Origin of the sequence: Paenibacillus sp. GXUN7292 (genome assembly GCF_050864975.1) — a bacterium.
Taxonomy (GTDB): domain Bacteria; phylum Bacillota; class Bacilli; order Paenibacillales; family Paenibacillaceae; genus Pristimantibacillus.
In genome coordinates this window covers 19,437-41,379 of the sequence record NZ_JBOZWO010000014.1, presented here as the reverse complement: position 1 = coordinate 41,379, position 21,943 = coordinate 19,437, and the positions used below count along the sequence as shown (strand labels likewise).

General features: G+C 45.3%; 23 protein-coding genes and 2 pseudogenes. 18 read left to right on the top strand and 7 right to left on the bottom strand.

Annotated elements, in window-relative coordinates; genetic code table 11:
- Window positions 1-46: 46 nt before the first annotated feature.
- Genes ACRRU2_RS13480 through ACRRU2_RS13460 form a run of 5 tightly spaced genes read left to right on the top strand, consistent with a single transcriptional unit; the run spans window position 47 to window position 5,784 of the window.
- Entirely contained in the window at window positions 47-961 is a 915-nt protein-coding gene (locus ACRRU2_RS13480; protein WP_331700440.1) for a sugar ABC transporter substrate-binding protein, read from the top strand.
- 16 nt (window positions 962-977) lie between these two features.
- On the top strand, window positions 978-2,477 hold the full coding sequence (locus tag ACRRU2_RS13475) for a sugar ABC transporter ATP-binding protein (protein ID WP_331700439.1): 1,500 nt from the start codon (window positions 978-980) through the stop codon (window positions 2,475-2,477).
- 5 nt (window positions 2,478-2,482) lie between these two features.
- Window positions 2,483-3,442: an ABC transporter permease gene (locus ACRRU2_RS13470; protein WP_331700438.1), complete on the top strand. Its 960-nt coding sequence runs from the start codon at window positions 2,483-2,485 to the stop codon at window positions 3,440-3,442.
- 2 nt (window positions 3,443-3,444) lie between these two features.
- A complete protein-coding gene (gene trpA, locus ACRRU2_RS13465) occupies window positions 3,445-4,257 on the top strand; it encodes a tryptophan synthase subunit alpha (protein ID WP_331700436.1) in 813 nt (270 codons plus the stop codon).
- Window positions 4,258-4,269: 12 nt separating this feature from the next.
- Complete coding sequence (locus ACRRU2_RS13460; RefSeq protein WP_432502337.1) at window positions 4,270-5,784, top strand: xylulokinase; 1,515 nt, start codon at window positions 4,270-4,272, stop codon at window positions 5,782-5,784.
- Between the two features lie 69 nt (window positions 5,785-5,853).
- Here the strand turns inward: ACRRU2_RS13460 and ACRRU2_RS13455 are convergent, their stop codons facing one another.
- The 3 genes from ACRRU2_RS13455 to ACRRU2_RS13445 all read right to left on the bottom strand — a co-directional run bounded on the left by ACRRU2_RS13455 (window position 5,854) and on the right by ACRRU2_RS13445 (window position 8,604).
- Window positions 5,854-5,988 (bottom strand): DUF4023 family protein, encoded by a 135-nt coding sequence (locus ACRRU2_RS13455; protein ID WP_331700433.1) that lies wholly within the window; start codon window positions 5,986-5,988, stop codon window positions 5,854-5,856.
- A 109-nt stretch (window positions 5,989-6,097) separates the two neighbouring features.
- The gene (nrdG, locus tag ACRRU2_RS13450; protein ID WP_432502335.1) at window positions 6,098-6,613 is read right to left on the bottom strand and encodes an anaerobic ribonucleoside-triphosphate reductase activating protein; all 516 of its coding nucleotides are present in this window, start codon (window positions 6,611-6,613) and stop codon (window positions 6,098-6,100) included.
- A complete protein-coding gene (locus tag ACRRU2_RS13445; protein ID WP_432502333.1) occupies window positions 6,610-8,604 on the bottom strand; it encodes an anaerobic ribonucleoside triphosphate reductase in 1,995 nt (664 codons plus the stop codon). The genes nrdG and ACRRU2_RS13445 overlap by 4 nt, the downstream gene beginning before the upstream one ends.
- Before the next feature lie 331 nt (window positions 8,605-8,935).
- Between ACRRU2_RS13445 and ACRRU2_RS13440 the strand changes: the two are divergent.
- From ACRRU2_RS13440 to ACRRU2_RS13385, 12 genes and pseudogenes are all read left to right on the top strand, one after another.
- Window positions 8,936-9,046: pseudogene (locus ACRRU2_RS13440) on the top strand (S-layer homology domain-containing protein); the annotation flags it as partial.
- A 36-nt stretch (window positions 9,047-9,082) separates the two neighbouring features.
- Window positions 9,083-9,484 carry an S-layer homology domain-containing protein gene (locus ACRRU2_RS13435; RefSeq protein ID WP_432502331.1) on the top strand — a complete coding sequence of 134 codons (402 nt, stop codon included), beginning with the start codon at window positions 9,083-9,085 and terminating at the stop codon, window positions 9,482-9,484.
- Window positions 9,485-9,632: 148 nt separating this feature from the next.
- Window positions 9,633-10,145, top strand: a complete 513-nt coding sequence (locus tag ACRRU2_RS13430; protein WP_331700429.1) for an acyl-CoA thioesterase — start codon at window positions 9,633-9,635, stop codon at window positions 10,143-10,145.
- 85 nt (window positions 10,146-10,230) lie between these two features.
- Window positions 10,231-10,815: a TetR family transcriptional regulator gene (locus ACRRU2_RS13425; RefSeq protein ID WP_331700428.1), complete on the top strand. Its 585-nt coding sequence runs from the start codon at window positions 10,231-10,233 to the stop codon at window positions 10,813-10,815.
- A gap of 122 nt (window positions 10,816-10,937) precedes the next feature.
- Window positions 10,938-11,273 carry a DMT family transporter gene (locus tag ACRRU2_RS13420; protein WP_432502328.1) on the top strand — a complete coding sequence of 112 codons (336 nt, stop codon included), beginning with the start codon at window positions 10,938-10,940 and terminating at the stop codon, window positions 11,271-11,273.
- Complete coding sequence (locus ACRRU2_RS13415; RefSeq protein ID WP_331700426.1) at window positions 11,273-11,587, top strand: DMT family transporter; 315 nt, start codon at window positions 11,273-11,275, stop codon at window positions 11,585-11,587. Before ACRRU2_RS13420 ends, ACRRU2_RS13415 begins: the two co-directional genes overlap by 1 nt.
- A gap of 129 nt (window positions 11,588-11,716) precedes the next feature.
- Window positions 11,717-12,394 (top strand): response regulator transcription factor, encoded by a 678-nt coding sequence (locus ACRRU2_RS13410; RefSeq protein ID WP_331700425.1) that lies wholly within the window; start codon window positions 11,717-11,719, stop codon window positions 12,392-12,394.
- Window positions 12,384-13,856 (top strand): sensor histidine kinase, encoded by a 1,473-nt coding sequence (locus tag ACRRU2_RS13405; protein ID WP_331700424.1) that lies wholly within the window; start codon window positions 12,384-12,386, stop codon window positions 13,854-13,856. The genes ACRRU2_RS13410 and ACRRU2_RS13405 overlap by 11 nt, the downstream gene beginning before the upstream one ends.
- 120 nt (window positions 13,857-13,976) lie before the next feature.
- Window positions 13,977-14,855 (top strand): annotated as a pseudogene (locus ACRRU2_RS13400) (carbohydrate ABC transporter permease).
- A gap of 13 nt (window positions 14,856-14,868) precedes the next feature.
- A complete protein-coding gene (locus tag ACRRU2_RS13395; protein ID WP_432502325.1) occupies window positions 14,869-15,732 on the top strand; it encodes a carbohydrate ABC transporter permease in 864 nt (287 codons plus the stop codon).
- A 16-nt stretch (window positions 15,733-15,748) separates the two neighbouring features.
- Entirely contained in the window at window positions 15,749-16,867 is a 1,119-nt protein-coding gene (locus ACRRU2_RS13390; RefSeq protein WP_432502323.1) for an efflux RND transporter periplasmic adaptor subunit, read from the top strand.
- 25 nt (window positions 16,868-16,892) lie between these two features.
- Window positions 16,893-18,263, top strand: coding sequence for an ABC transporter substrate-binding protein (locus ACRRU2_RS13385; RefSeq protein WP_432502321.1), 1,371 nt, complete (start codon window positions 16,893-16,895; stop codon window positions 18,261-18,263).
- A gap of 54 nt (window positions 18,264-18,317) precedes the next feature.
- Here ACRRU2_RS13385 and ACRRU2_RS13380 read toward each other — a convergent pair whose 3' ends face one another.
- From ACRRU2_RS13380 to ACRRU2_RS13365, 4 genes are all read right to left on the bottom strand, one after another.
- Entirely contained in the window at window positions 18,318-19,244 is a 927-nt protein-coding gene (locus ACRRU2_RS13380) for a serine hydrolase domain-containing protein (RefSeq protein ID WP_432502318.1), read from the bottom strand.
- 177 nt (window positions 19,245-19,421) lie between these two features.
- Window positions 19,422-20,147 (bottom strand): twin-arginine translocase subunit TatC, encoded by a 726-nt coding sequence (tatC, locus tag ACRRU2_RS13375; RefSeq protein ID WP_432502316.1) that lies wholly within the window; start codon window positions 20,145-20,147, stop codon window positions 19,422-19,424.
- Complete coding sequence (gene tatA, locus ACRRU2_RS13370; protein ID WP_331700417.1) at window positions 20,144-20,329, bottom strand: twin-arginine translocase TatA/TatE family subunit; 186 nt, start codon at window positions 20,327-20,329, stop codon at window positions 20,144-20,146. The genes tatC and tatA overlap by 4 nt, the downstream gene beginning before the upstream one ends.
- 15 nt (window positions 20,330-20,344) lie before the next feature.
- Window positions 20,345-21,037 (bottom strand): hypothetical protein, encoded by a 693-nt coding sequence (locus ACRRU2_RS13365; protein WP_331700416.1) that lies wholly within the window; start codon window positions 21,035-21,037, stop codon window positions 20,345-20,347.
- Between the two features lie 160 nt (window positions 21,038-21,197).
- On the opposite strand from ACRRU2_RS13365, the gene ACRRU2_RS13360 reads away from it, so the two are divergent.
- Window positions 21,198-21,911 (top strand): gluconate 2-dehydrogenase subunit 3 family protein, encoded by a 714-nt coding sequence (locus ACRRU2_RS13360; protein ID WP_432502451.1) that lies wholly within the window; start codon window positions 21,198-21,200, stop codon window positions 21,909-21,911.
- Window positions 21,912-21,943: the final 32 nt, after the last annotated feature.

Here is a 21,943-nt window from a genome sequence, read left to right as displayed (position 1 = left end):
TTACAAAGAACAAGAAATTAGAAAACGATTTAAGGAGACATTGGAAATGAAAAAATATGCAACATTACTCATGATTGTAGCATTAGTAGTAGGCCTTTTAAGCGCTTGCGGATCGAAGTCTGAAAACGGCACTAAAACCGTTTCAATTATTACACCTTATTTATCTTCAGTAACAACAAATCAAATGGTAGAGTCTCTTAAAAAGCTAGCATCCGACAAATCTTGGAAAACGAACGTAATTGATACAGCAGGCGATATTTCTCAAATGGCAAGCCGTCTGGAGGATGCGATTACATCTAAAGTAGATGCGATCGTTATTGTCAGCAGCGACCCAAGCCAATTGACAAGCCAAATTCAAGATGCTAAAAGCAAAAACATTCCTGTATTCGGCGTAGACTCCGGTTATGTTGACGGTATGGCAATGAACGCGACAAGCGACAATGCGCAAATGTCTCAATTAATTACGGATTACTTGCTAGGCGAAATGGGCAATAAAGGAAATCTGGTTGTATTGACTCACCGTCCGCATCCAGGCGTGCTTGCCCGTACAGAAAAGCTTGATCAAATTCTAGCTGAAAACAAAGACATTAAGCTTGTAACTGAGCAGCAGGTTGATGTTCCTGGTCCAATCGAAAACGCTCGTAAGCAAATGGAAAATATTCTTCTATCCAATAGTGCGCCAGGCGCTGTTACAGCGGTATGGGCTGGCTGGGATGAAGCAGCTATCGGTGCAGCACAAGCGATTGAAGAAGCAGGCCGCTCAGACATTATCGTTACTGGCATTGACGGAAACAGCCAAGCCATTGAAATGATTGACCGCAACTCTCCACTTAAAGCAACTGTTGAGCAAAACTTTATTGGTATGACTGAAATCGTTGTAAAACAAATTGAGCGTGTATTCAACGGCGAACAGGTTGAGGCTACTGAGATGTATGCACCGGCATCTTTGATCAAGAAATAAGAGGAAGGTGTATGAAATGTCATTATTGAACGTCGAAGGACTTAACAAGATATTTGGTAAACACTATGCGCTATCCAACGTACAATTCGAAATTGCACCTGGAGAAGTACATGCGCTAGTCGGCGAGAACGGCGCAGGCAAATCAACCTTTATTAAAATAATAACAGGTGTTTATTCTCCAGATGGCGGTACGATCATGTGGAAGGGCAAGCCGGTTACTATTACAGCTCCTATTGACGCTCGAGAAATTGGAATTAATGTTGTGCACCAGGATCGCCACCTGGTGCCATCGTTTACCGGTTATGAAAATTTGTATTTAGGCCTTCCTTATCCGAAAGCGATGGGGGTAGGCGTGGATTGGCAGTCTATGAAGCAAAGAGCGCAAAAGCTGATGGATCAATACGGTGTAAAGCTGGATATGAACAAAATAGCTGCTCGCATGACGCCGCCGGAAAAAACGATGCTGGAAATTTTAAGAGCAATGATGATGGAATGCCATCTCTTGATTCTTGATGAGCCGACAGCGGCATTAACGAACCAAGAATCGGAGCAGCTGTTTGCACTTATTAATCGGTTAACTGAACGTGGAACAGCCATACTGTATGTTTCCCATCGTATGGATGAAATATTTAGATTATCAGATCGAATTTCTGTATTCCGCAACGGTGCATATGTGGCAACAGTCAATACCAAAGAAACGGACAAAGATCAGCTTATATCTTTAATGAACAACAAAGAGTACAAATCAAAGGTCCGCGAGGAAAGCGAAGCTCAGCGTGAAAAGGTTGTGCTGGAGGTTAATCAATTATCCAGCAAGGATCAACGAGTGAAGGACATTAGCTTCCGTGTTCATGAAGGTGAAATTGTCGGCATGTTCGGCCTTGCCGGTGCAGGGCGGACAGAGCTTTTAGAAACCATATATGGCCTGCGTGAAAAAAGCGGCGGCGAAGTGAAGCTGATGGGCGAAGTGAAGCATTTGCGTACGCCAAGAGAATCGCTCGATGCAGGTGTAGTGCTTATTCCGGAGGAGCGCAAACGCGACGGAATCATTCTTGATATGAGCATACGTGAGAATATGACGCTTCCATTGTTAAAGCGATTTGCCAATGCATGGCGGGTACGCCTTAAGGATGAGAAGAAAACGGTGAAAAATTGGGGAGACAATCTGCAGTTAAAGTCTACCGGCACAGAGCAGAAAGTTGGAGAGCTTAGCGGCGGCAATCAGCAAAAGGTCGTGTTCGCCAAGGCTCTTATGCAAAATCCAGTATTGTTTTTGTGTGATGAGCCGACCCAAGCAGTAGATATTATGACTCGCGATGAAATTCATCGCTTATTGCGAGTAGAAGCAAATAAAGGCGCAGCTGTGTTGTTTGTTTCTTCTGATTTGCAAGAAATATTAGATGTGGCCGACCGTATTTATGTGCTTCATCAGGGTAAAATCGTCGCTCATTTGACTTATAAAGAAGCGACGCCTGAAAAGGTGCTTGCCTACTGCTTTGGCCAAGGAAAGGAATGATATAGATGGAAATCACACAGAAAAAGCAGCCGTATATGCATCTATTCCGTTCCTACGGAACTGTACTAGCCGGTTTGCTGATTATATTGGTATTTAGTATTTTAAGCCCCAATGCGTTTGCCACATTAGATAATGCGATAAACATTTCTAGACAAATTGTATTTTTAGTTCTTATGGCGCTTGGCGCAACTCTAGTAATGGCAGTTGGAGAATTTGACCTTTCAGTAGGGGCTATTGCTAGTTTAGGCGGCGTATTCGCAGCAAAATTAGCGGTAGCGGGATATCCTATTGTCGTCGTCGTTCTAATTCCAATCCTGTGTGCCTTCGTTATTGGTTATATTAACGGCTGGATTGTTACCAAATTCCGAGTGCTGTCATTTATAACGACATTAGGAATGGGGACAGTTATTGGCGGGATCAGCTTCCGAGTGACTAACGGGGCGACTATTTTTCAGAATATTCCAAAATCTTTCCTTTATTTAGGTCAGACCAAATGGGGCGCGATCCCATTGCTGTCCATTATTATGATCGTTATTACAGTGCTTTTCTGGTACATCATGTCTCATACTGCATTTGGACGTAAGTTGTATGCAATTGGCGGCAACGAGTCAGCATCCCGCGTAGCAGGGGTAAAGGTTGCTTTTAATAAAAATTTAGCATTTGCGCTTTGCAGCGTACTAGCGACGCTGGCTGGTATTCTTATGGCTTCGCGTCTAGGTTCTGCACATCCTACTGGTGCGGACGGATTATTTTTGAATGCTTATGCTGCTGTATTTCTAGGTATGACTTGCTTCAAGGAAGGTACGCCAAACATTTGGGGAACTTTCGTTGGGGCAGCGATTATCGGAATTTTGTCTAATGGCATGACCATTCTTGCAGTACCTACTTTCATGCAAAATGTTATTACAGGTTTAATTGTTATTGTGGCGGTGCTTGTGCAAAAATTTGGAAAAGGTAGTGCTTAATAATGAAGCAAGGAATTATGTACAACAAGAGAAATATAAACACATGGGAAACTGCACGCGAGCGTCAAGAAGGATTGCTAATAGGTTATTTGGTTTCAGGAGATCCTTCTCCTGAAACCTCGCTTCAGCTTATTAAAGAAGGAATTGAAGCAGGGATCGATATACTTGAACTGGGAATTCCAAGCCAAGAGCCTAAGCTGGACGGACCTATTATTCAGCGTGGACATCAACGCGCAATTGAAAACGGGTCAGATGATATTGCCGTTATTATAGAGCAATGCCGTAAAATAAGAAGTATGGTTAACAATCCGATTTGGGTTATGGGCTATAAGACAGAAGTAGTGGATAGCGGACTATATATCCAATTAACAGAGCAAGGATTGATCGATGCTTTGGTGCTGCCTGATTGCACATTGGCAGAGCAGCAAAAAATCGAGGAAGAGGTTGCCGGCCATGGCGTGGATGTGATACGTTTTGTTAACGGCGGCATGGATGATGATATGATGCGCCAGGCTACAGACGGATCTTCCATTATATATGCGCAATCTTACACCGGAGCTACAGGCAGCTCTGAAGCCAAAGAGGATAGTTTGGCAGAGCTGTGCGGACGCACGCGCCAGTTTTTGCCTAACGGCATGATTGTTGCCGGCTTTGGCCTTCGTACGCCTGACACCGTTAGCGGAGTTATGGCCAGCGGCTTTGATGGCGCTGTTGTAGGAACAGCCTTTGTATCACGTCTTGAGCATGGTGAAAAGGATTCATTCCTTCGTTTAATTGCTGATATGAAGCAAGCAACGATGCATGTGCCTAATTAGGGGGGAGAGGCGATGAGTTACATTGCTGCCTTCGATATTGGAACGACAAATATCAAAGGTGTATTGGTCGACCAGCAGGCTAAGCTATGGCATGAGCTTAATTTGCCATTAGAAACATTGGTAAGCGCTGATGGAGGGATGGAGCAGCAGCCTGAAGCATGGTATGATGCGGTCGTCCAAATGGCTAATTCCTGGTTTTCCTCAGGTGTAGAGCCTGAAGCGATTCGCTGTATAAGCTTTAGCGGCCAGATGCAGGATATGATCCCGATCGGAAGCGATTATGTCCCGGTACGGTCAGCTATCTTGTATTCCGACAGCCGCGGCACGAGCCAAGCGGAATTAATTCTGAAACAGCTTGGCGAAGCGGAGATTGCTCGTATTACTGGAAATCATATGGACGGAACGTTGACTTTTCCAAAAATACTGTGGATGCATGAGCATGAAAAAGCGCAATATGAAGCCACAAAAAGTATACTTATCAGCTCGAAGGATTATGTGATTGCCAAGCTGACTGGCCGATTCGTGACAGATCCGACTGCAGCAGCTACGGCTGGCTGCATGGATATTGCCAATCGTGTATGGGCGGCGCCATGGTTTGAGCAGTTCGGATTAGATGTGGCAAAAATGCCGGCGATTTGTGCATCGGACGAAATTGTCGGAACTGTGCATGCGCAAGCAGCTGCTGAGACGGGGTTTGCCGAGGGTACTCCCGTTCTATGCGGTATAGGCGATGCCGGTTCGGCAACGCTTGGAGCAGGTGTATATCAGGAAGGCGATGTATATGTCTATCTGGGCACCAGCGGTTGGATGGCTACAGTATCCGAGCAATTTACCGATGTCAAAAGCGGAGTATTCAATCTTTCCTATGTAGAGCAGGGTAAATATATATCTGTTGCTCCTATAACGAATGGCGGCAGTGCTTATCGCTGGGCAATGGAGCAGTTTAGCAGTTCAGCTGCTTCGTTGCAAGCTGATGGGGATCCTTACGAGGTATTTGAGCAGCAGCTCAAAAACGCCGAACGGGGCGGATCGTCCAAGCTGCTCTTTTTACCTTACTTAAATGGTGAGCGATGCCCGGTTCAAGATCCGGAGGCAAGCGGTTCTTTTATCGGTTTAAGCACGACCAGCACAAATACACAGATGGCTGTAGCGGTGCTGGAAGGCGTAGCCTTTGCCTTGCGGCAAATTATGAACTTCGTCGTACCAAATCAAACGATCAACAAGCTTACGCTTATTGGCGGAGGAGCAAAAAGCGCCGCATGGTGCCAGATCATTGCTGATGTGCTGCAGTGTAATATTATAGTACCGACGCAGTCGCAATATTTGCCTACCATCGGCACAGCTTTATTAGGCTTCCAGCATGCAGGCTGGGGAGAAGGCTACCGCGAGCTATGCGATCAAATTATGCAGAAGCAGCAGCTGACTGAATATGCTCCCAATCAACAGCTTGCGGGCCATTATGACTCGCAGTACAAAATTTATGAACAGCTTTATGACAGGCTGGCTCCAATATATCGCCAGCTATAAAGAAACTGCACCTTCATTGTAAAATGGATATTTTACGATGAGGTGCAGTTTTTTTATTGAATTATAGCCTTATTTATTTGTGCCATGTTGCTTATTGGGCAGCTTGTGCCCGGCGTGCGCCTTTCCTTGCCGCTTTTTGCTTCGTTCATTTCTGCGTTGATTCTCATGCAAATCTTCCAAATAATGGCGAGTATCATCTACCATTGTATATAGCCCCTCCTTTGTATGCAGGTTGAGCTTAGGTTTACCAGTCTTATTCGATTTATGTGCTGCAAAAAAGTGAAATGACCCTGGTCGACAAAACCATGTACCCTCATAGATCGAAGTGGTTTATTAGTTGCAGGGTCTCTGTTTCTAAGCTTAGAGGGACGTTAATAATCCTCTGGTTAGAAGAACCGCGATATAGAAGCGTAAGATCGCGAAGCTGCTCGTTATATTTTCCATCGATAATAACATCACATAACTGGAGGAGCTGAAACTTACTGTCGTGTTTATTGCGTATAAGTGCTTCAAATGTAAATCCGGTATAACTCCATATGTCCAAGTAGGGGAGCCGCTGCCTGATGGTTTGGACAAATGGAATAAGCTCCTCTGCCGAAAAGAACGGATCGCCGCCGCATAATGTAATCCCGCGCAGCAGCGGATTGGCTGCAATGTCGTTCAACAATTCAGCTTGCTTTGCCTCATGGAATGGCTCCCCTGCCTCGAACGACCACGTCTGTTTGCTAAAGCAGCCTTTGCAGCCATGCCTGCACCCGCTAATGAACAGTACAGCGCGCAGGCCTGGTCCTTCGTTAATGCTTTCAGGGTAGAAGCCGCATATATTCATAGATGCTTGACGCGATCTTTAACCTCAGCTACCTTCGCAGCGTTGAAGCGGGTTAAATAATCGCCGGTCAAATATCCAGTAACGCGCCGCAGACGCCGGAAGGGCTGCTCTTCCTCGCTCGTGCAGCAAACGGGGCAAGTATTGCCGATTATGCCTTCATAACCGCAAACAGGGCAGCGGTCGATCGGGTGATTGACGCTGAAATAGCTAATATCCTGGGAAAGGGCATATTGAACAATTTTAAGAAAAGCCTCTTTATTGTTCCGTGCATTGCCATCAAGCTCGATATAGGAAATGGCTCCTGCATTGCACAGCTCGTGGAAAGGGGCTTCGAGTTTTATTTTGGCTGCTGCCTGGATCGAGCAATAAACCGGTATGTGAAAGGAGTTGGTATAGTACTCTCGATCAGTTACTCCGCTAATTGTGCCATACTTGGCGCGATCCTGTTTCGTAAATTTACCGCTTAATCCTTCTGCTGGAGTAGCAAATAAAGTAATGTTGAGGTTATGCTCCTCGCTTTTCCTATCACAGTACTGGCGCATAAAGCGAATAAGGTCAACGGATTTTCGATAAACGTCTTTATCCTCCGCGTGATGCTTTCCATACAAAGCCTTCATACATTCTGCGATACCAATAAAACCTATCGATAAACTGCCGTGCTTGAGCAAATCATGAACAGATTCATCAGGCGCCAGCTGAGATCCGCCTTCCCATACATCTTCACGCATCATGAAGTCGGAAGCTTTGGCTTTTTGCCCAGCTTGTATTTTGTAGCGGTGAAGCAGACCAAGCAGGGCGATGTCCAGCTTGTTTTGAAGAGCTTGATAGAAAGCTTCCTCGTCAGCTTCTGACCGTGCTTCCAGACAAATGCCATAGTCGATTCCCAGCTTCACCAGATTAATGGTGTTAAAGGATAAATTCCCTTTGCCGGACAGCCGGTTGCGCCCGTAACGATCGCCAATTACTCTTGTCCGGCAGCCCATTGTCCCGAATTCTGTATCAGGCTCACCAGCTACATAATAAGCCGCATTACAAGGAGCATCGATATTGGCAAAGTTAGGATAAAGGCGCTTTGAGGAGCATTCAATGCTTTTTAGAAACAGCTCATAGTTTGGCTCGCCGGGCTGCTGATTCACGCCTTGCTTGCATTTGAAAATTTGTATAGGGAATACAGGCGTTTCGCCGTGACCAAGCCCTTTGATAGTTGCATTCAAAATTGCATCGATAATCAGCTGTCCTTCTTCTGATGTGCAAGTGCCGTAGTTAATGCTCGTAAAAGGGATTTGACCGCCTGCCCGCGACGACATCGTGTTCAAATTATGAATAAGCGCTTCTGCAGCTTGGTTCGTTTCCTCAATCGTTTGCAGCCTTGCAAAACGATAGGTTTCGGGATAGCGGACAGCGAGCTGTTTATTTGAGAAAGTGAGATGCTCAAAAGTATCGTATCCAGCAGCTTCCTCGAACGGGATTTCACTGCCATCAGGTGCAGCCAATACTTTAGCCTGCTCTTGAATCAATTGCTGAGCTTTAATGAAATGCTTTTGAAATGATTTATTGATATAAGGCGCCAAATCCCAATCAAGCTTGCTAGCGGAAACACCGCCATATTGGGCATTTTGCTGGGATTGAAAAATGATCGCTGTCAGCGCCATTGCAGTTGTAATCGAATTCGGTGGACGGACGCTGCCATTGCCGGTATTAAAGCCTCTAGCCAGCAGCTTATCAAAAGGAATAAAGATGCAATTCGTTGTGCCGAGAACGTATTGATCCAGGTCATGCACATAGACTTCATTTTGATCAATGGCTGTTACAAGCTCTTGAGGCAAAATGGAATGCTTGGCATACCATTTGGAAAACTCACTGCCAAGCTTGCTCATCTTCCCTGAGAAGCTCTCTCCATTCATATTTGCGTTCTCTCGGGTAATATCCTGATCCTGTACGTCAATAATGGTTTGTGCCAATTCAATAAAATCAGCTGACGATTGCGACATGCCAAACACCTCTTCAACATTTGTAATTAAGTGCCATTCAGGAAAATCAACAATCAATATGTAGATATATTCGAATGATAATCTAATTCGACATACAACTTCTAGTGGATGTTGAAGAAGACACAAAAAATTAAAACATTGTACTTTAATTCGCAATCAATTCGTCGGAAATTTGACATTAGTTTAACTTGTTCTTCGGACCCTTCTTTGGTTAAACCCAAATCCAGGCGAGGGCGGTACGAGCCCTAACCTAGGTGGCGGAACTGACGAATCAAACGAAGAGGGAGGCACCGATCCTAATCCGGGTGAGGGAACAGAGCAACCTTTATTTATTGATATTGCTGGGCATTGGGCGGGAGAATGGATTGCTCAAGCAGCTAAACTCGATATCATTAAAGGATTTGAGGATCAATCCTTTAAACCCGATGCAGTTGTAACACGTGCGCAGTTTGCTGTAATGATAAGCAGAGCTTTGCAATTGCAACAAACTGATAATGAGAGTAAGGATGCAGCAATAATCAATTTTACGTTTAAGGATGATTCCGTTATTCCGGCATGGGCAAAAAACCATATTGATCGGATTGCTTCGGAAGGGATTATTAACGGCTATACGGATGGAACATTCCGGCCAGCTGATCAAATTACACGTGCAGAACTTGCAGTTATGACCGTTAGAGCACTTCGATTAGAAACGAAGCAGGAAGCTGAGCTTACATTTGCTGATTCCGAACAAATAGCGGCTTGGGCGAAGCCTTACATTGCAGCAGCTGCTCAGGCAGGTATTGTGAATGGAAAGGGCAATAACCGATTTGCTCCATCTGACACAGCAACAAGAGCAGAGGCGGTCAAGCTAGTATTGGCGTTGTTAGAAAGTAAATAGTATCGATTGTTATAATTTAATAAGGAAGCTGCCATTGAGTAAGTATTTACTTTAGGGCAGCTTTCTTGGTTATTCAGGCGTAAGAAGACCGCATTGTGGGGACAATATCAGAAGGAAATCATCACTATATGAAAGAGTGTGAATATCGTTGGATAAAAAGTTTGTAAAGGAAACCCGCTGTTTTAAAATATCAAGAGTTTTTCCGCCGGATGTAAATAATCATAACACCTTGTTTGGCGGAAAATTAATGTCCTATATGGACGATATTGCATCCATTTCTGCATCTAAATTATGCCGTGTTACCGCAGTTACTGCTTCTGCGGACTCTGTGGATTTTTTGCACCCTATCAGACCGACCGATTCTGTTTCATTGGAGTCTTTTGTTTCATGGACAGGGAGAACGTCTATGGAGGTTTTTGTGAAAGTGGTTCGGGAGGATTTGAGAACGGGAGAAAGAAAGATTGCAGCTACTTCATTTCTTACTTTTGTAGGCATGGATGAGTATAATAATCCAATACCGGTGCCTCAGGTCGTGCCAGAAACAGAAGAGGAAAAAATATTGTTTGAAACGGCAGGGCAACGCAAGGAAATGAGAAGAAGCCGGCGAGAGGAAAGTAAAAAGTTTGCAAGTTTTTTACTAACGAACTACCCTTGGGAGTAAGTGTATACGTATGCTGAGCTTGACGCAATATTTTCATCATGATAAAATGAATGACAGTCATTCATAAACGGAGGTGGTTGCCGTAATGTCAAAAAGCCTCGACGGTAAATACGATAAAATTTTAAAGGCTGCAATTGAAGTCATTTCTGAGAAAGGGCTTGATAAGACGTCCATATCAGAGATAGTGAAAAAAGCAGGAGTTGCGCAAGGCACTTTTTACTTATATTTTCAATCCAAAAACGCTTTGATTCCAGCAATTGCCGATAATCTTCTAACGATGACTTTAGGAGTGATCAAAGAGAAGGTCGAGGGAGAAAAAAACATTTGGCGAATCCTTGAGATTTTTATAGATGAAACGTTCCGAATTACAGACTCCTATAAAGATGTAATCATTCTTTGTTATTCGGGATTGGCTATCGACCATTCGCTTGAAAAGTGGGAAGCGATCTATCAGCCTTATTATGACTGGTTTGAAAGTATTTTAACTAGAGGGATGGAAAGCAAGGAGCTTTTTGGAGGCATTCATGTGAAATGGACGGCCAGAATGGTTATTAACCTGGTGGAAAACGCTGCCGAGCGTTTTTATATCGGAAATGAACAGCAGGATACGCTCGAGGTATACAAATCAGAAGTGTTTGATTTTGTGAAAAGATCGCTGGGAACCAGCTAGTATGCTTGTTAATGTAAGAAACCGTTTAGTGTTAAGTCTTTAAAGTCTGGCGCTGAAGAAGCGCCTATTTTTAAACAATAAAATGACTGACATTCATTCATTTTATAAAGGGGCGTTTATAGATGAAGTGGTTACCTGTATTTATCGCCGGTATTCTGGAAGTCGTTTGGGCATCCAGCCTGAAGCATGCAGAAACGGCTCTGGAATGGATTGTGACAATATTATTAATTGCTGTAAGTTTTGCTTTGCTGATTTATTCCTATCGGCAAATTCCTGTTGCAGCAGCCTACACCGTATTTGTCGGCATTGGCGCAGTCGGCACTTATTTGGTAGGCATTCTGCTCGGTGAGCCATTCTCAGCCAGGCAAATCTTTTTCCTATTTATTTTAGTGGCCGGAGTAGTGGGCATGAAAACTTTTACGAAAGCAAACAGTAATGAAACAAGAGGTGAAAGCTGATGGTTTGGGGATATTTGATATTGGCAGGAATTGAAGAGGTTATCGCAGTTATTGCCATGAAAAAAATGGATGGTACTAGAAAAAAATGGCCTATTGCCGTTGTCATTGTTGGTTTTGCATTTTCATTTTATTGTTTATCACAGGCGATGCAGACTTTATCCGCTGGTGTCGCATATGCCGTATGGACGGGAATTGGCAGTGTAGGTATTACTATTGCAGGGATCTTATGGTTTAAAGAAAAATTTACTTGGCTGCAAATGCTGTCCTTATGCTGTATTCTCATTGGGGTTTCCGGATTAAGACTAACTTCGTAATACGTCTTTTATGAAAATCTATGCTCGTCATAGCGCTGTCACATTGCTGTTCTATAATAATAGAGAACGTCTATAGTTTGATTTTATATAATGGTTATATTCCTATATCAGTGACGGAGTGAGGCTGCTTTGAAAAAAGTATTTGTGGTGGAGGATGAACAGAGCATTGCCAGACTTCTTCAAGTCTATTTGGAGCGGAATGGTTTTATGGTGAAGTGCCATGCGGGAGAGCAGGATGTTCTGGCTGTTTTTCAATCCTGGAAACCGGATTTAGTGCTGCTTGATTTAATGCTGGAAGAGACACAGGGCATGGAAATTTTGCAGCAAATCCGGCAGGAAGGGAGCTGCCCTGTCATCATTGTTACAGCAAGAGGAGCTGTGCCTGATCGTTTGGAAGGCTTGCAGCTCGGTGCGGATGATTATATCGCTAAGCCATTCGATCCTGAGGAAGTGGTTGCGCGTGTAAAAGCTGTGCTGCGGCGTTCTCCATATTTGGCTGATGCAGAGATTATCCGGCTGGGCAGTTTGATTATAGACTTTTCATCTCAAGCTGCAGCAAGAGGGCAGACGCCAGTATCGCTTATTCCGCGTGACTGGCAGCTGCTGGCTTTTTTGGCCCGCCATCCTAATCAGTGCTTCAGCCGCGAGCAGCTGCTTGACCGGGTATGGGGAATCGATTTTGCAGGCGGAGACCGTTCGGTTGACGCCGCCGTCAAGCGCATACGAAAAAGCTTGCAGGGGTGGCCAGTCAGCGAAGGGGAGATTGTAACGGTCAAAGGAACGGGGTATAGCCTACGTGTTTATTAAACGCAAACAAATTAAAAGTATTTCCTCTACAGTTCCGCTGCTGCGGTATTGGACCTGGCGTTTTACGCTGCTTTTGCTGATTTTGCTAATTGGTTTTGGTTTGCTCGGTATTAGTTGGATTAGAGAGAGCGCCATGAATCAGCAATTTGCAGTACTGGAAGCAAGAGCGGAGCTGCTGGCCTCTTATTATTCAAAAGCAAAGGATGAACAGAGGCATATCAAGACAATGCCTGCCGATCAGACAGGTCAGATTAGTGATGAACCTGTTGCGCCAATTACGGCCATACCAGTTACTCCTGCCATTCCAAAGGATGTTTATGTGCAAATATTTGATTTTGCCAGCGGTTCGATCAGCACGGAAGGGCAGAAGCTGCCAGACGGGTTAAGCCAGAAAACAGATTTTCCTAAAGCGATGGCTGCAGAAAGAACAAAGGAAGTCATTTCTGCTGATCATAATAAATGGTTTCGGGTAGGAATGCCGCTGTATTACAACAATCAGTATGCCGGAAAATATTATGTCAGCATGGGTGTGGATAACAGTTTCGAGCGAACATATATATTGATTTTGGCAGCCATAGGTCTAATCGCGCTTTGCGGCTGGATGGTCGTTTATTTACTTTCCCGTTCTCTGACAAAACCGCTGCGCCAGCTGGCACATGCTGCAGGTCAAATTTCTGGCGGCAATTACAGGCCTGAGCTGCCAGATTCAGCGCAGATTAAGGAAGCAGAAATTTATCAGCTCGTTCATTCGTTTGATGACATGTCTGCCCGGCTTGAACAGCTGGAGCGGCTGCGTACTGATTTGCTGGCAAGCGTGTCTCATGAGCTGCGTACACCTGTTACTTCGATACGCGGTATGATACAAGCGGTGAAGGATGGGGTCGTGACCGGCTCAGAGGCGGAGGAATTTATGCAAATTTGTATGAATGAATCGAAACGGCTGCAAACAATGGTAAATGAGCTGCTGGACTTCTCGGCTATGGAGACTGATCAAATACATGCGTCCAAAGAGAAGGTGGAGCTGTCACTGCTTATTGGCGAGGTCATCACGCAGCTTCAAGCGATGACAAAGTTTGCAGCACTGGATTTAATTGCAGAATTGCCAAGCTCTGATATTACCTGTATTGGCGATCCTACTCATCTGAAGCAAATTTTGTTTAATTTGATCAGCAACAGCGCTGCCGCCGGAGCGAAACAGATTAAGATAAAAGCAAGCAGAGAGGAAGGCATTATACGGATTGATATATCCGATAATGGCAAGGGCATTCCAGCTGAGGAAGCACCCTTTATATTTGAGCGTTATTATCGCGGTGACAGCAGACGCAAGAAGAAACAGGGCATGGGGCTGGGACTCCCTATTTGCCAATTGCTCGCCAAGGCGAATGACGGAAAGGTAGAGCTGCTGCAATCTGCACCGTCTGGAACAATTTTTCGGATTCAATTAAAAGCGTCAAACACATAGATCAGTTATTGCACAGCTGGAAGCGCCGATGATCGGCGCTTTTTTTGTTTCCGTCATTCGGCTGTCATATTGGACAGGTATGATACGGTATGCCGGACAAACAAGAGGAGGTTGGCGTTCATGAAATTTAACCGTTCGGCAAGCAAGGAAATAATGGTCGCTTTCTGCTTCTTGATCCCCAGCTTCGCCGGATTTGCAGTTTTTTATGTGATTCCTTTCGGTTAGAGCGTAATGACCTCTTTCCTGAATGAATTCGGTGGAAGCGGAGATGGGGGCGGCTGGACATTAGGCAATTATGCAGACCTGCTGGCGAGCTCTTCCTTTCGCAAAGCGGCGGGCAATACGTTTCAATTTATGGCAGCCAGCGTTCCGATTATTACTGCTTTAGCCCTTGGCTTGGCGCTGCTGCTTAATCAGCGGGTGTTTTTCCGCAATTGGCTGCGTACAGCATATGTGCTTCCGCTTGTTGTGCCGGTTGCATCCGTTGTGCTGGTGTGGCAAATCCTTTTTGACTGGAATGGCGCTCTGAACGCCTGGATGGAGCATATAGGACTGGACCGGACAGATTGGATGAAGTCGGACTGGGCGCCGCTGGTCATTATTCTAATTTATGTATGGAAAAATATCGGCTACAATGTGGTACTGTTTCTGGCCGGCCTGCAAAATATTCCAGAGCAATATTACGAGATTGCCAGCCTGGAGGGGGCAAGCAGGCTGCGTAAATTAAGCATTACGCTAATTTACTTAACGCCTACGACCTTTCTTGTTGTGCTAATGTCAATTTTAAATTCATTCAAGGTATTTCGCGAGACGTATTTGGTAGCGGGGGATTACCCTCATGACAGCATTTATATGCTGCAGCATTATATGAACAATATGTTCCTGTCGCTTGATATTGAGAAGCTGTCTGCTGCGGCTTCGCTTATGGCGGTCGCCATACTATTGCTCGTTATGATTATGTTCCGGATGGAGCGTGTGTTTCGTTCTTATATGGAGTAGGAGGTAAATCAGAATGCAAGAAAAACATGAAAATATTGTCCCTCTGATGCGCACGCTCCTGTTGGCACTGATTGCTGCGATTATGTTCATGCCGGTCATTTTGACGATCGTGAACTCGCTTATGACAGAACGTGAAATATTGGTCAATTATGGCATGCTCGGCAGCACGGATGTGAGTGATTTTGTTCATTTGAAGTGGATTCCAGATTGGGTTTCCTTCAGTCAATATTACAATGTACTGATTTCAACGCCGCAATTTTTATATATGTTCTGGAATTCAGTCCTGCTGGTCGTGCCGATCATTGCTGGACAGGTAACGGTTGCGGCGCTGGCCGCTTTCGCATTTGGCAAGCTGCGCTTTCCCGGCAGGGAGCCGCTGTTTTTTTTGTACTTGATTACGATGCTCATGCCTTTTCAGGTGACGCTCGTGCCGAACTATATGATGGCAGATCAGCTGGGCCTGCTAGATCATCCTAGCTCCATCGTATTGCCGGGCATTTTTGCCGCCTTCGGCGTGTTTCTGCTTCGGCAGTTTATGCTGCAAATTCCGGGCGGCTATATCGAAGCGTCGAAGATCGATGGAGCCGGGTATTTACGCATTTTCACATCGATTGTGCTGCCTATGGTTAAGCCAGGTGTTGCAGCGCTTGTTGTACTGTTGTTCGCTGATTATTGGAATATGGTTGAGCAGCCGCTTATTTTTTTGCAAAATGCGGAACTGCAGCCACTGTCTGTATTTCTATCCCGGCTGCAAAAAGAAGCGTTTAGCGTCTCCTTTGCTGCCTCTGTTATTTATATGATTCCAATGCTGCTGCTGTTTTTGGCGGCAGAGAAGTATTTCATTGAAGGGATTCAGCTCTCCGGCATTAAAGGATAGCAGATTAGGAGGAAGTATGAAGCTGCAGAGACAACGCGCGGTAAGTATGTTGCTCATTTTATTTTTCGTTCTGCTGGCAGGACTGACGCTATTTAGCAATACTTTTCAGACGGCGATGCTGCCTAAAGTAGCTACAGAGATGCCGCAGAAAAAATCGCTTAGCCATAGTGTCAAAGGGAGCGGCATCATTACGGCTATAGAGAAAAAAGAGATTAGCAGCGAGAATGGCGGAAAAGTTGCGGTTATTCATGTCAAGGAGGAGGAGGCTGTAAAGAAAGGACAGCCACTCATTTCGTTCGATGATGCCAATCTGGAGCCGCTTCGTCAGCAATTGCGTGAAGCAGAAATTCAAATAGAGAAACAGCGATTAACTCGCGAGCTGCTTAAGGAACAGTTTGTCGCTGCCCAGCATGATGGTGATGAGATTGCGATCAGTAAGGCGAAGCGCGATTTGCAGCTTGATCAGCTGGATAAGGAGCTGGCTGAGCTAAAAATCGGGAATATGCGCAAACAGCTTGAGCGCAGTCAAAGTGTCACAGCCCCTTTCGACGGGATCATAATAGAGCTTAACCTGGCTGAAGGTGCTTCTGTTTCTGCAGGACAAACAGTTATGAAGCTTGTAAATCCGAAGGCGGGCTTTGAAATGTCATTTGGGCTAGACGGAGCAGCTGCGGAGCTTATGGAGCTGGGGAGTCGGCTTCCAGTCAGCATTAGGACAAAGGAAGGGAAAAGACTGCAAGCAGAGGGAACGATAGAGGAAATCAAATCAGCGGAGTCCGGCAGCGAGAACGCTTCGGAAACTGCTTTGCGCAAGACGATAGTGGTTCATTTTTTTGCGGAGGGCATGCATGAAGGGAATCAGGCTGAAATAGCACAAATGATTCCTGCCCGGGAGCAAGGACTTGTTTTGCGAAAGGAGCTGCTGAAGAAGGATGGAAAAGGCAGTTACGTATTCGTTGTACGAGAAGTGAAAAGCTCACTCGGCAATAAATATTTAGCTGAAAAAGTATATGTAGCGGCTGGGGAGGAAATCGGAGACGAGGTTATTATTTTACGGGGGCTTGCACCAAATGACAATGTCATCTCAGAATCCAGCGAACCGCTGCAGGAACATAATCGCGTCAGACTAATGTAAATATACGAAGGCAGGGATGATTACAATGAAAATTAAAGGGTTGCTCGTTATGCTCATTATGCTAATGGTTACATCGGCATGCTCTGGAAATAATGGAGGCTCACTCCCAGTCGGAGGTGAAAGCGGGGGGACAGATAAGCCGCAAGCGCAAGCTGGCAACAAAAAAACAGTCGTTATTGCCGTTCAGGGCTCCAATCCGTTTTTAGAGGCGGCAGCGGAACAATTCGAACAGGAGCATGACGATATTGATATTGAAATCAAGTCTTATATGGCGATGCCTGAAGCAAGCGGAGGCGGGATGTCAGCCGCTATTTCGCAGGCCGATATCGAGAAATATGTGCAAACCGTCACGACGCAGATTATGGCAGGCAAAGGCTCAGATTTGATATTAATGGAAAATTTGCCGCTAAGTAAGCTGGTGGAGAAAAAAGTGCTAGTCAATTTATATGATTGGATGGAGAAGGATTCGTCGTTTGCGAGGAGCGATTATTATGAAAATGTATTTAAGGCCGCTCAAGACGGAGACGGTCTGTATGCCCTGCCTATTGCAGTAAATATCGACGTTATTCAAGGCCGTGCAGATTTGTTGGAGAAAGCAGGCATCGAAATAGATGAAGGCACCTGGACGTGGGAGCAATTCAAGGCTATTTCTAAAAAAGCCAAAGAGCAGATCGGACAAGAATATTACGCTTTTATTAACGTATTTCCTCTCAATTTGCTAATTAGTTATATGGAAGACAATTATGCGGAACTGGTTCAGCCAAATGGGAAGGTAAACTTTGATTCCGATCTTTTCCGGGAAATGATGAGACAGATCAAGTCGATGTATGATGAAAATGTGCTGCAGGCTGAATTTACGTATGATTATGATAAGGCGATATTTTCACAAATGACCTTAAGCAGCCCGGAAGAAACGATGCGATTGATGTCTGCCGATAAGTATCAATTTTTTAAAGGTCCGACGTCCAAGGGAAAATCAAGCGGCATCCCATACCGTTCCTGGGTTAATCTCGGCTTGAACAGTAAATCAAAAGTGCAGCAGGAGGCATGGGCATTTTTGAAGTTCCTGCTTTCCGAACAAATTCAGCAATCGCCAGCGCTGAGCGGATTTCCTGTAAATAAGAAGATAGCGGAGAAACGCCTAGACGATGCGGCGGCCAAGCTGGCGAGTGGACAACTCGAGCACGCCTTTGATGCGGTTGAGCCTGCTGCAGCCAAGAAAAAAGCAGAAGAGGTTAAAAAATTGCTGGAACATACCGGCGCAAAGCTAAGTCTCGACTTTAAAGTGCAGTCCATTGCAATAGAGGAATTTAATGCATATATGAGCGGTCAAAAATCGGCGGAAGAGGTCAGTAAGCTTATTCAAAACCGGGTGACGACATATTTGAATGAATAACTTTAGCGTATAAAAAAAATCCCCGGCCGGAGTTGGCCGGGGCGTTTAATAATGTTAAAGATTTGCAATCAGTAAAGGAGCGATATGCTGGCGGAAATATTCAAGCGGCGACAAGCCTTTCTTTCTCGGCTTGCGTGTCAGGACGACAACTGCTTCTGCAGCAGGGACAATAATAATAAATTGCCCGCCAAACCCTCGCGCATAATAGTAAGAAAGTGCGTTTGCAGGCAAGCAATCCACCCACCAATGCCAGCCATAGCAGCCCTGCTCAGGCGGGGTTACAGCAATAGCTGCCCTTGTGGAGAGATCAACCTTAGCCTCAGAAATCAACCGCTCCTTTTTCCACTTGCCTTTATGTAAAAACAGCAATCCAAATTTAAGCATATCGTATGCGCATAGCTGCAAGCCGAAGCCTCCTGTATGAATGCCTTGAGGATCACTTTTCCATTCGTATTGTTGAATATTAAGCGGACTAAATAAATGACGCTCAGCAAATTGTGCAATTGAAGTATTCGCCGCCTGAACCAAAACGGCAGCCAGCAACTGGGATACGCCGGAATTATACACCATTTTAGAACCAGGCGCATCAGACAACGGTTGAGCAAGTGTATACTGCACCCAATCCGGGGTGCGGGTCATTGTGGGGAAAGAATTGGCGCCGCCAAATTCTGTCCAGCTGAATCCTGCAGTTAAAGTCAAAAGCTGCTCCATCGTTATGAACGCTTTGCGCGTGTCTTGGTCATCCAGCAGCTGGGGAAAAAAATGTTGAATCGGGGTGTCCGGGCCAGGAAGCATGCCTTTATCCATCGCGATACATATAAGTGCGGAAAGTATACTTTTCGTACAGGAATTGACGGGCACTAGCCTCGAGGAGGCGCCTTCAATATTTTCATAGTGATATACAATGGTATCGTTTTTGCTAATGATACAGCTGCTTACATCGTAAGGCCCGATGGCATGCGTTAAAGCTAGGGTATCCATTTCTCTCATTCCTTTTATCTTATTTAGGTCGCACGAAGCTGCCGAGACTGTAGGTTGATTAATTGGCCCAGCTTGAACATGTCCATTAGAGGGTAACAAATGGCAAGGCGGCTGTCTAGTATAGTTGAGTGCAAATACAAAGAACCGTCAGAAGCTTGAGGCCTCTGACGGCACCATTCATTCCACTGCCGTTTCCAATCTGATTGCGCGCTTCCGATATACAATACGCGATAAGCCGACGCTGATTTCGTACAAAAGCAGAAGCGGGACGACCACCAATATATCTGATACGATATCGGGCGGCGTTATGGAAACCGCTACAATCGTAAGCAGCAAGTAGGCGACTTTACGCATTTTAGACAGACGATGCGGATTCAGTATGCCCAGTGATGTCAAAAACATAATGACAACCGGCATTTCAAATAAAATACCGAAGGGCACCGTCATATGAATCATGAAGCGGAAATACTTTTCAGCGGTATAAGCTGTAACAAAGTTATCCGATAATGAATCCAAAAAACTAAGCACCATCGGATAAATGATAAAGTAGCCGAAAGCAAGTCCGATCAGAAACAGCACTGCGAGCGCCGGAATATATGCAAGGGAGGCGCGGCGCTCTATTTGGCTTAGTCCGGGAACAACAAACCGCCATAATTGATAGCCTGCTACGGGAATAGTCACCGCTATAGCAAATACGCCTGCAATCATGAGATATACCCAGATCACATCGGTAGGGCCAAGCACCTGCAGCTTGCCTGGAACTCCGCGTGTCAGCAGGTCGTACATGGACTCCACATAGACTAATGCGCCGCATAGTGCGACCAGAAAGGTGCCCAATATGACCAGAATCCGCTTGCGCAGTTCAGCAAGATGCTCTGTCAGATGCTGTTCTTGATCAATCATTTCAATTTATCTCCTGTTTCTTTGTCCTCGCTAATTACAAGCTCGCGTGTCGAGTTTTTGAACTCACTAAGCGTCCTGCCGAAAGCGCGGCCAAGCTCAGGAAGCTTAGATGGCCCAAATATGATTAGGGCAATGAGAAGGATTAACACTAGCCCGGTAACTCCAATATTGCCGAATGGCATATGATCAGCTCCTTATTATTTATTGTTTTCGGGCTTCATTTGCAGCAGCTTGGAAATATCCTCAGCTACTGAATGGTCAGAAGCGGAGGCCCTCAGCTTCGAAGTAATTTGTTCTATTAATTTTGGCGCATTCGGATTCGTAATGGATACGATATTAACTTTTCCATCAAACATCGTCTGTACCAGCTTATTGGCCTGCGCCAAATCATCTACATGTGTCTTAGTGTCCCCTACAATACCTTGATCCGGCTCGCCCTTCCCTGATAGGCCTTCCGTTTGACTCAGCACCTTTTGCTGCATGGCATCATATTGGCTTGAAGATGTGCCAGACTCTGAACGAGCCAGAAATATCGTATCGCCAAGCACGAATACTTTGATGTTTTCAATTCCTTTGCTAGAAAGCCTGGATTGGACATGAGCGGTAACGCCGCCTTCGTGCAAGCTGGAGGAACCAATTAAGCTGTAAACTGTCGTCCCCATCCCGCTCGTTGTTTTCCCATATTCATTGGTCGTTTGAGTTTTTGGACCATGATAGCTGGGGATTTCATCCGGATTGTGCAGCTGGGAGGAGTTCATATGCCCATTCGGCAAGCCTTGCATATGCGTTTGATCCTGGGGCGGATTGGCTCTGGCGCAAGCAGTTAGCGCAATCGCTAATACTGCCGTATAAAAAAGCACCTGCCAGTTTTTCCATCGGTAGTTCATCATTTTTGCCTCCTTCATTTGTTGATACCTGTAATATGCCCGAATGGAGATTAATGTATGTTTGAAAATTTGTGTGGAATAATACCCCTATCAACAAGATGCAAGGAAAGGGTGCTGGAATGTGAGCAATCAAAATCAAACTGAAGATAAATCAAAGCAAACCATGTCCCGCAGAAAGTTTTTAACTAACTCTGGCTATGCGGTTGGAGGCGTTGTATTAGGCGGGGTGCTGGGGTCGCTGCTGCCAAGACCAGCTAAACAGGCCGCTCCGCAAACGCCGCAGACGCAGACAAATGAAGGAAAAAGCTATAATGAAGCGCTTATGTTTTTCAACCAAGAGCAGTTTTCCATTACACAGGCGGCGACAGATCGGATTTTTCCAGCTGATGAGCAGGGGCCAGGCGCTAAAGATTTGGGTGTAGCGTTTTATATCGACCATCAGCTCGCTGGAGATTGGGGCTTTAATGCTAGAGACTATATGCAGCCCCCTTTTTTCGTAGGTGAACAAACACAAGGCTATCAAGGACATTTAAAAAGAAGAGAAATATTTTATATTGGCTTGCGCGAAATACAAAATTACAGCCATAACAAATACAATAAAGGCTTTACAAGCCTTACCCCTGAGGAGCAGGACGCTGTACTGGCTGCTTTTGAGAAGGATGAAGTCAATTTGACCACCATATCAGCAAGCGGATTTTTCAAGCTGCTGCGAAGCAGCACGCTTGAAGGGGTATACAGCGATCCCTTATACGGAGGCAATAAAAATATGCAGGGCTGGGTTATGAGAGGTTATCCCGGTGATCAGATGGCATTCACGGACATTATTGAGAAAGATTATACGGTGCTGCCGCCAAGAAGCTTGAAGGACCATATGTAGCAGCCGGCTAAATTTTCGAGAGGGGCAAGAAC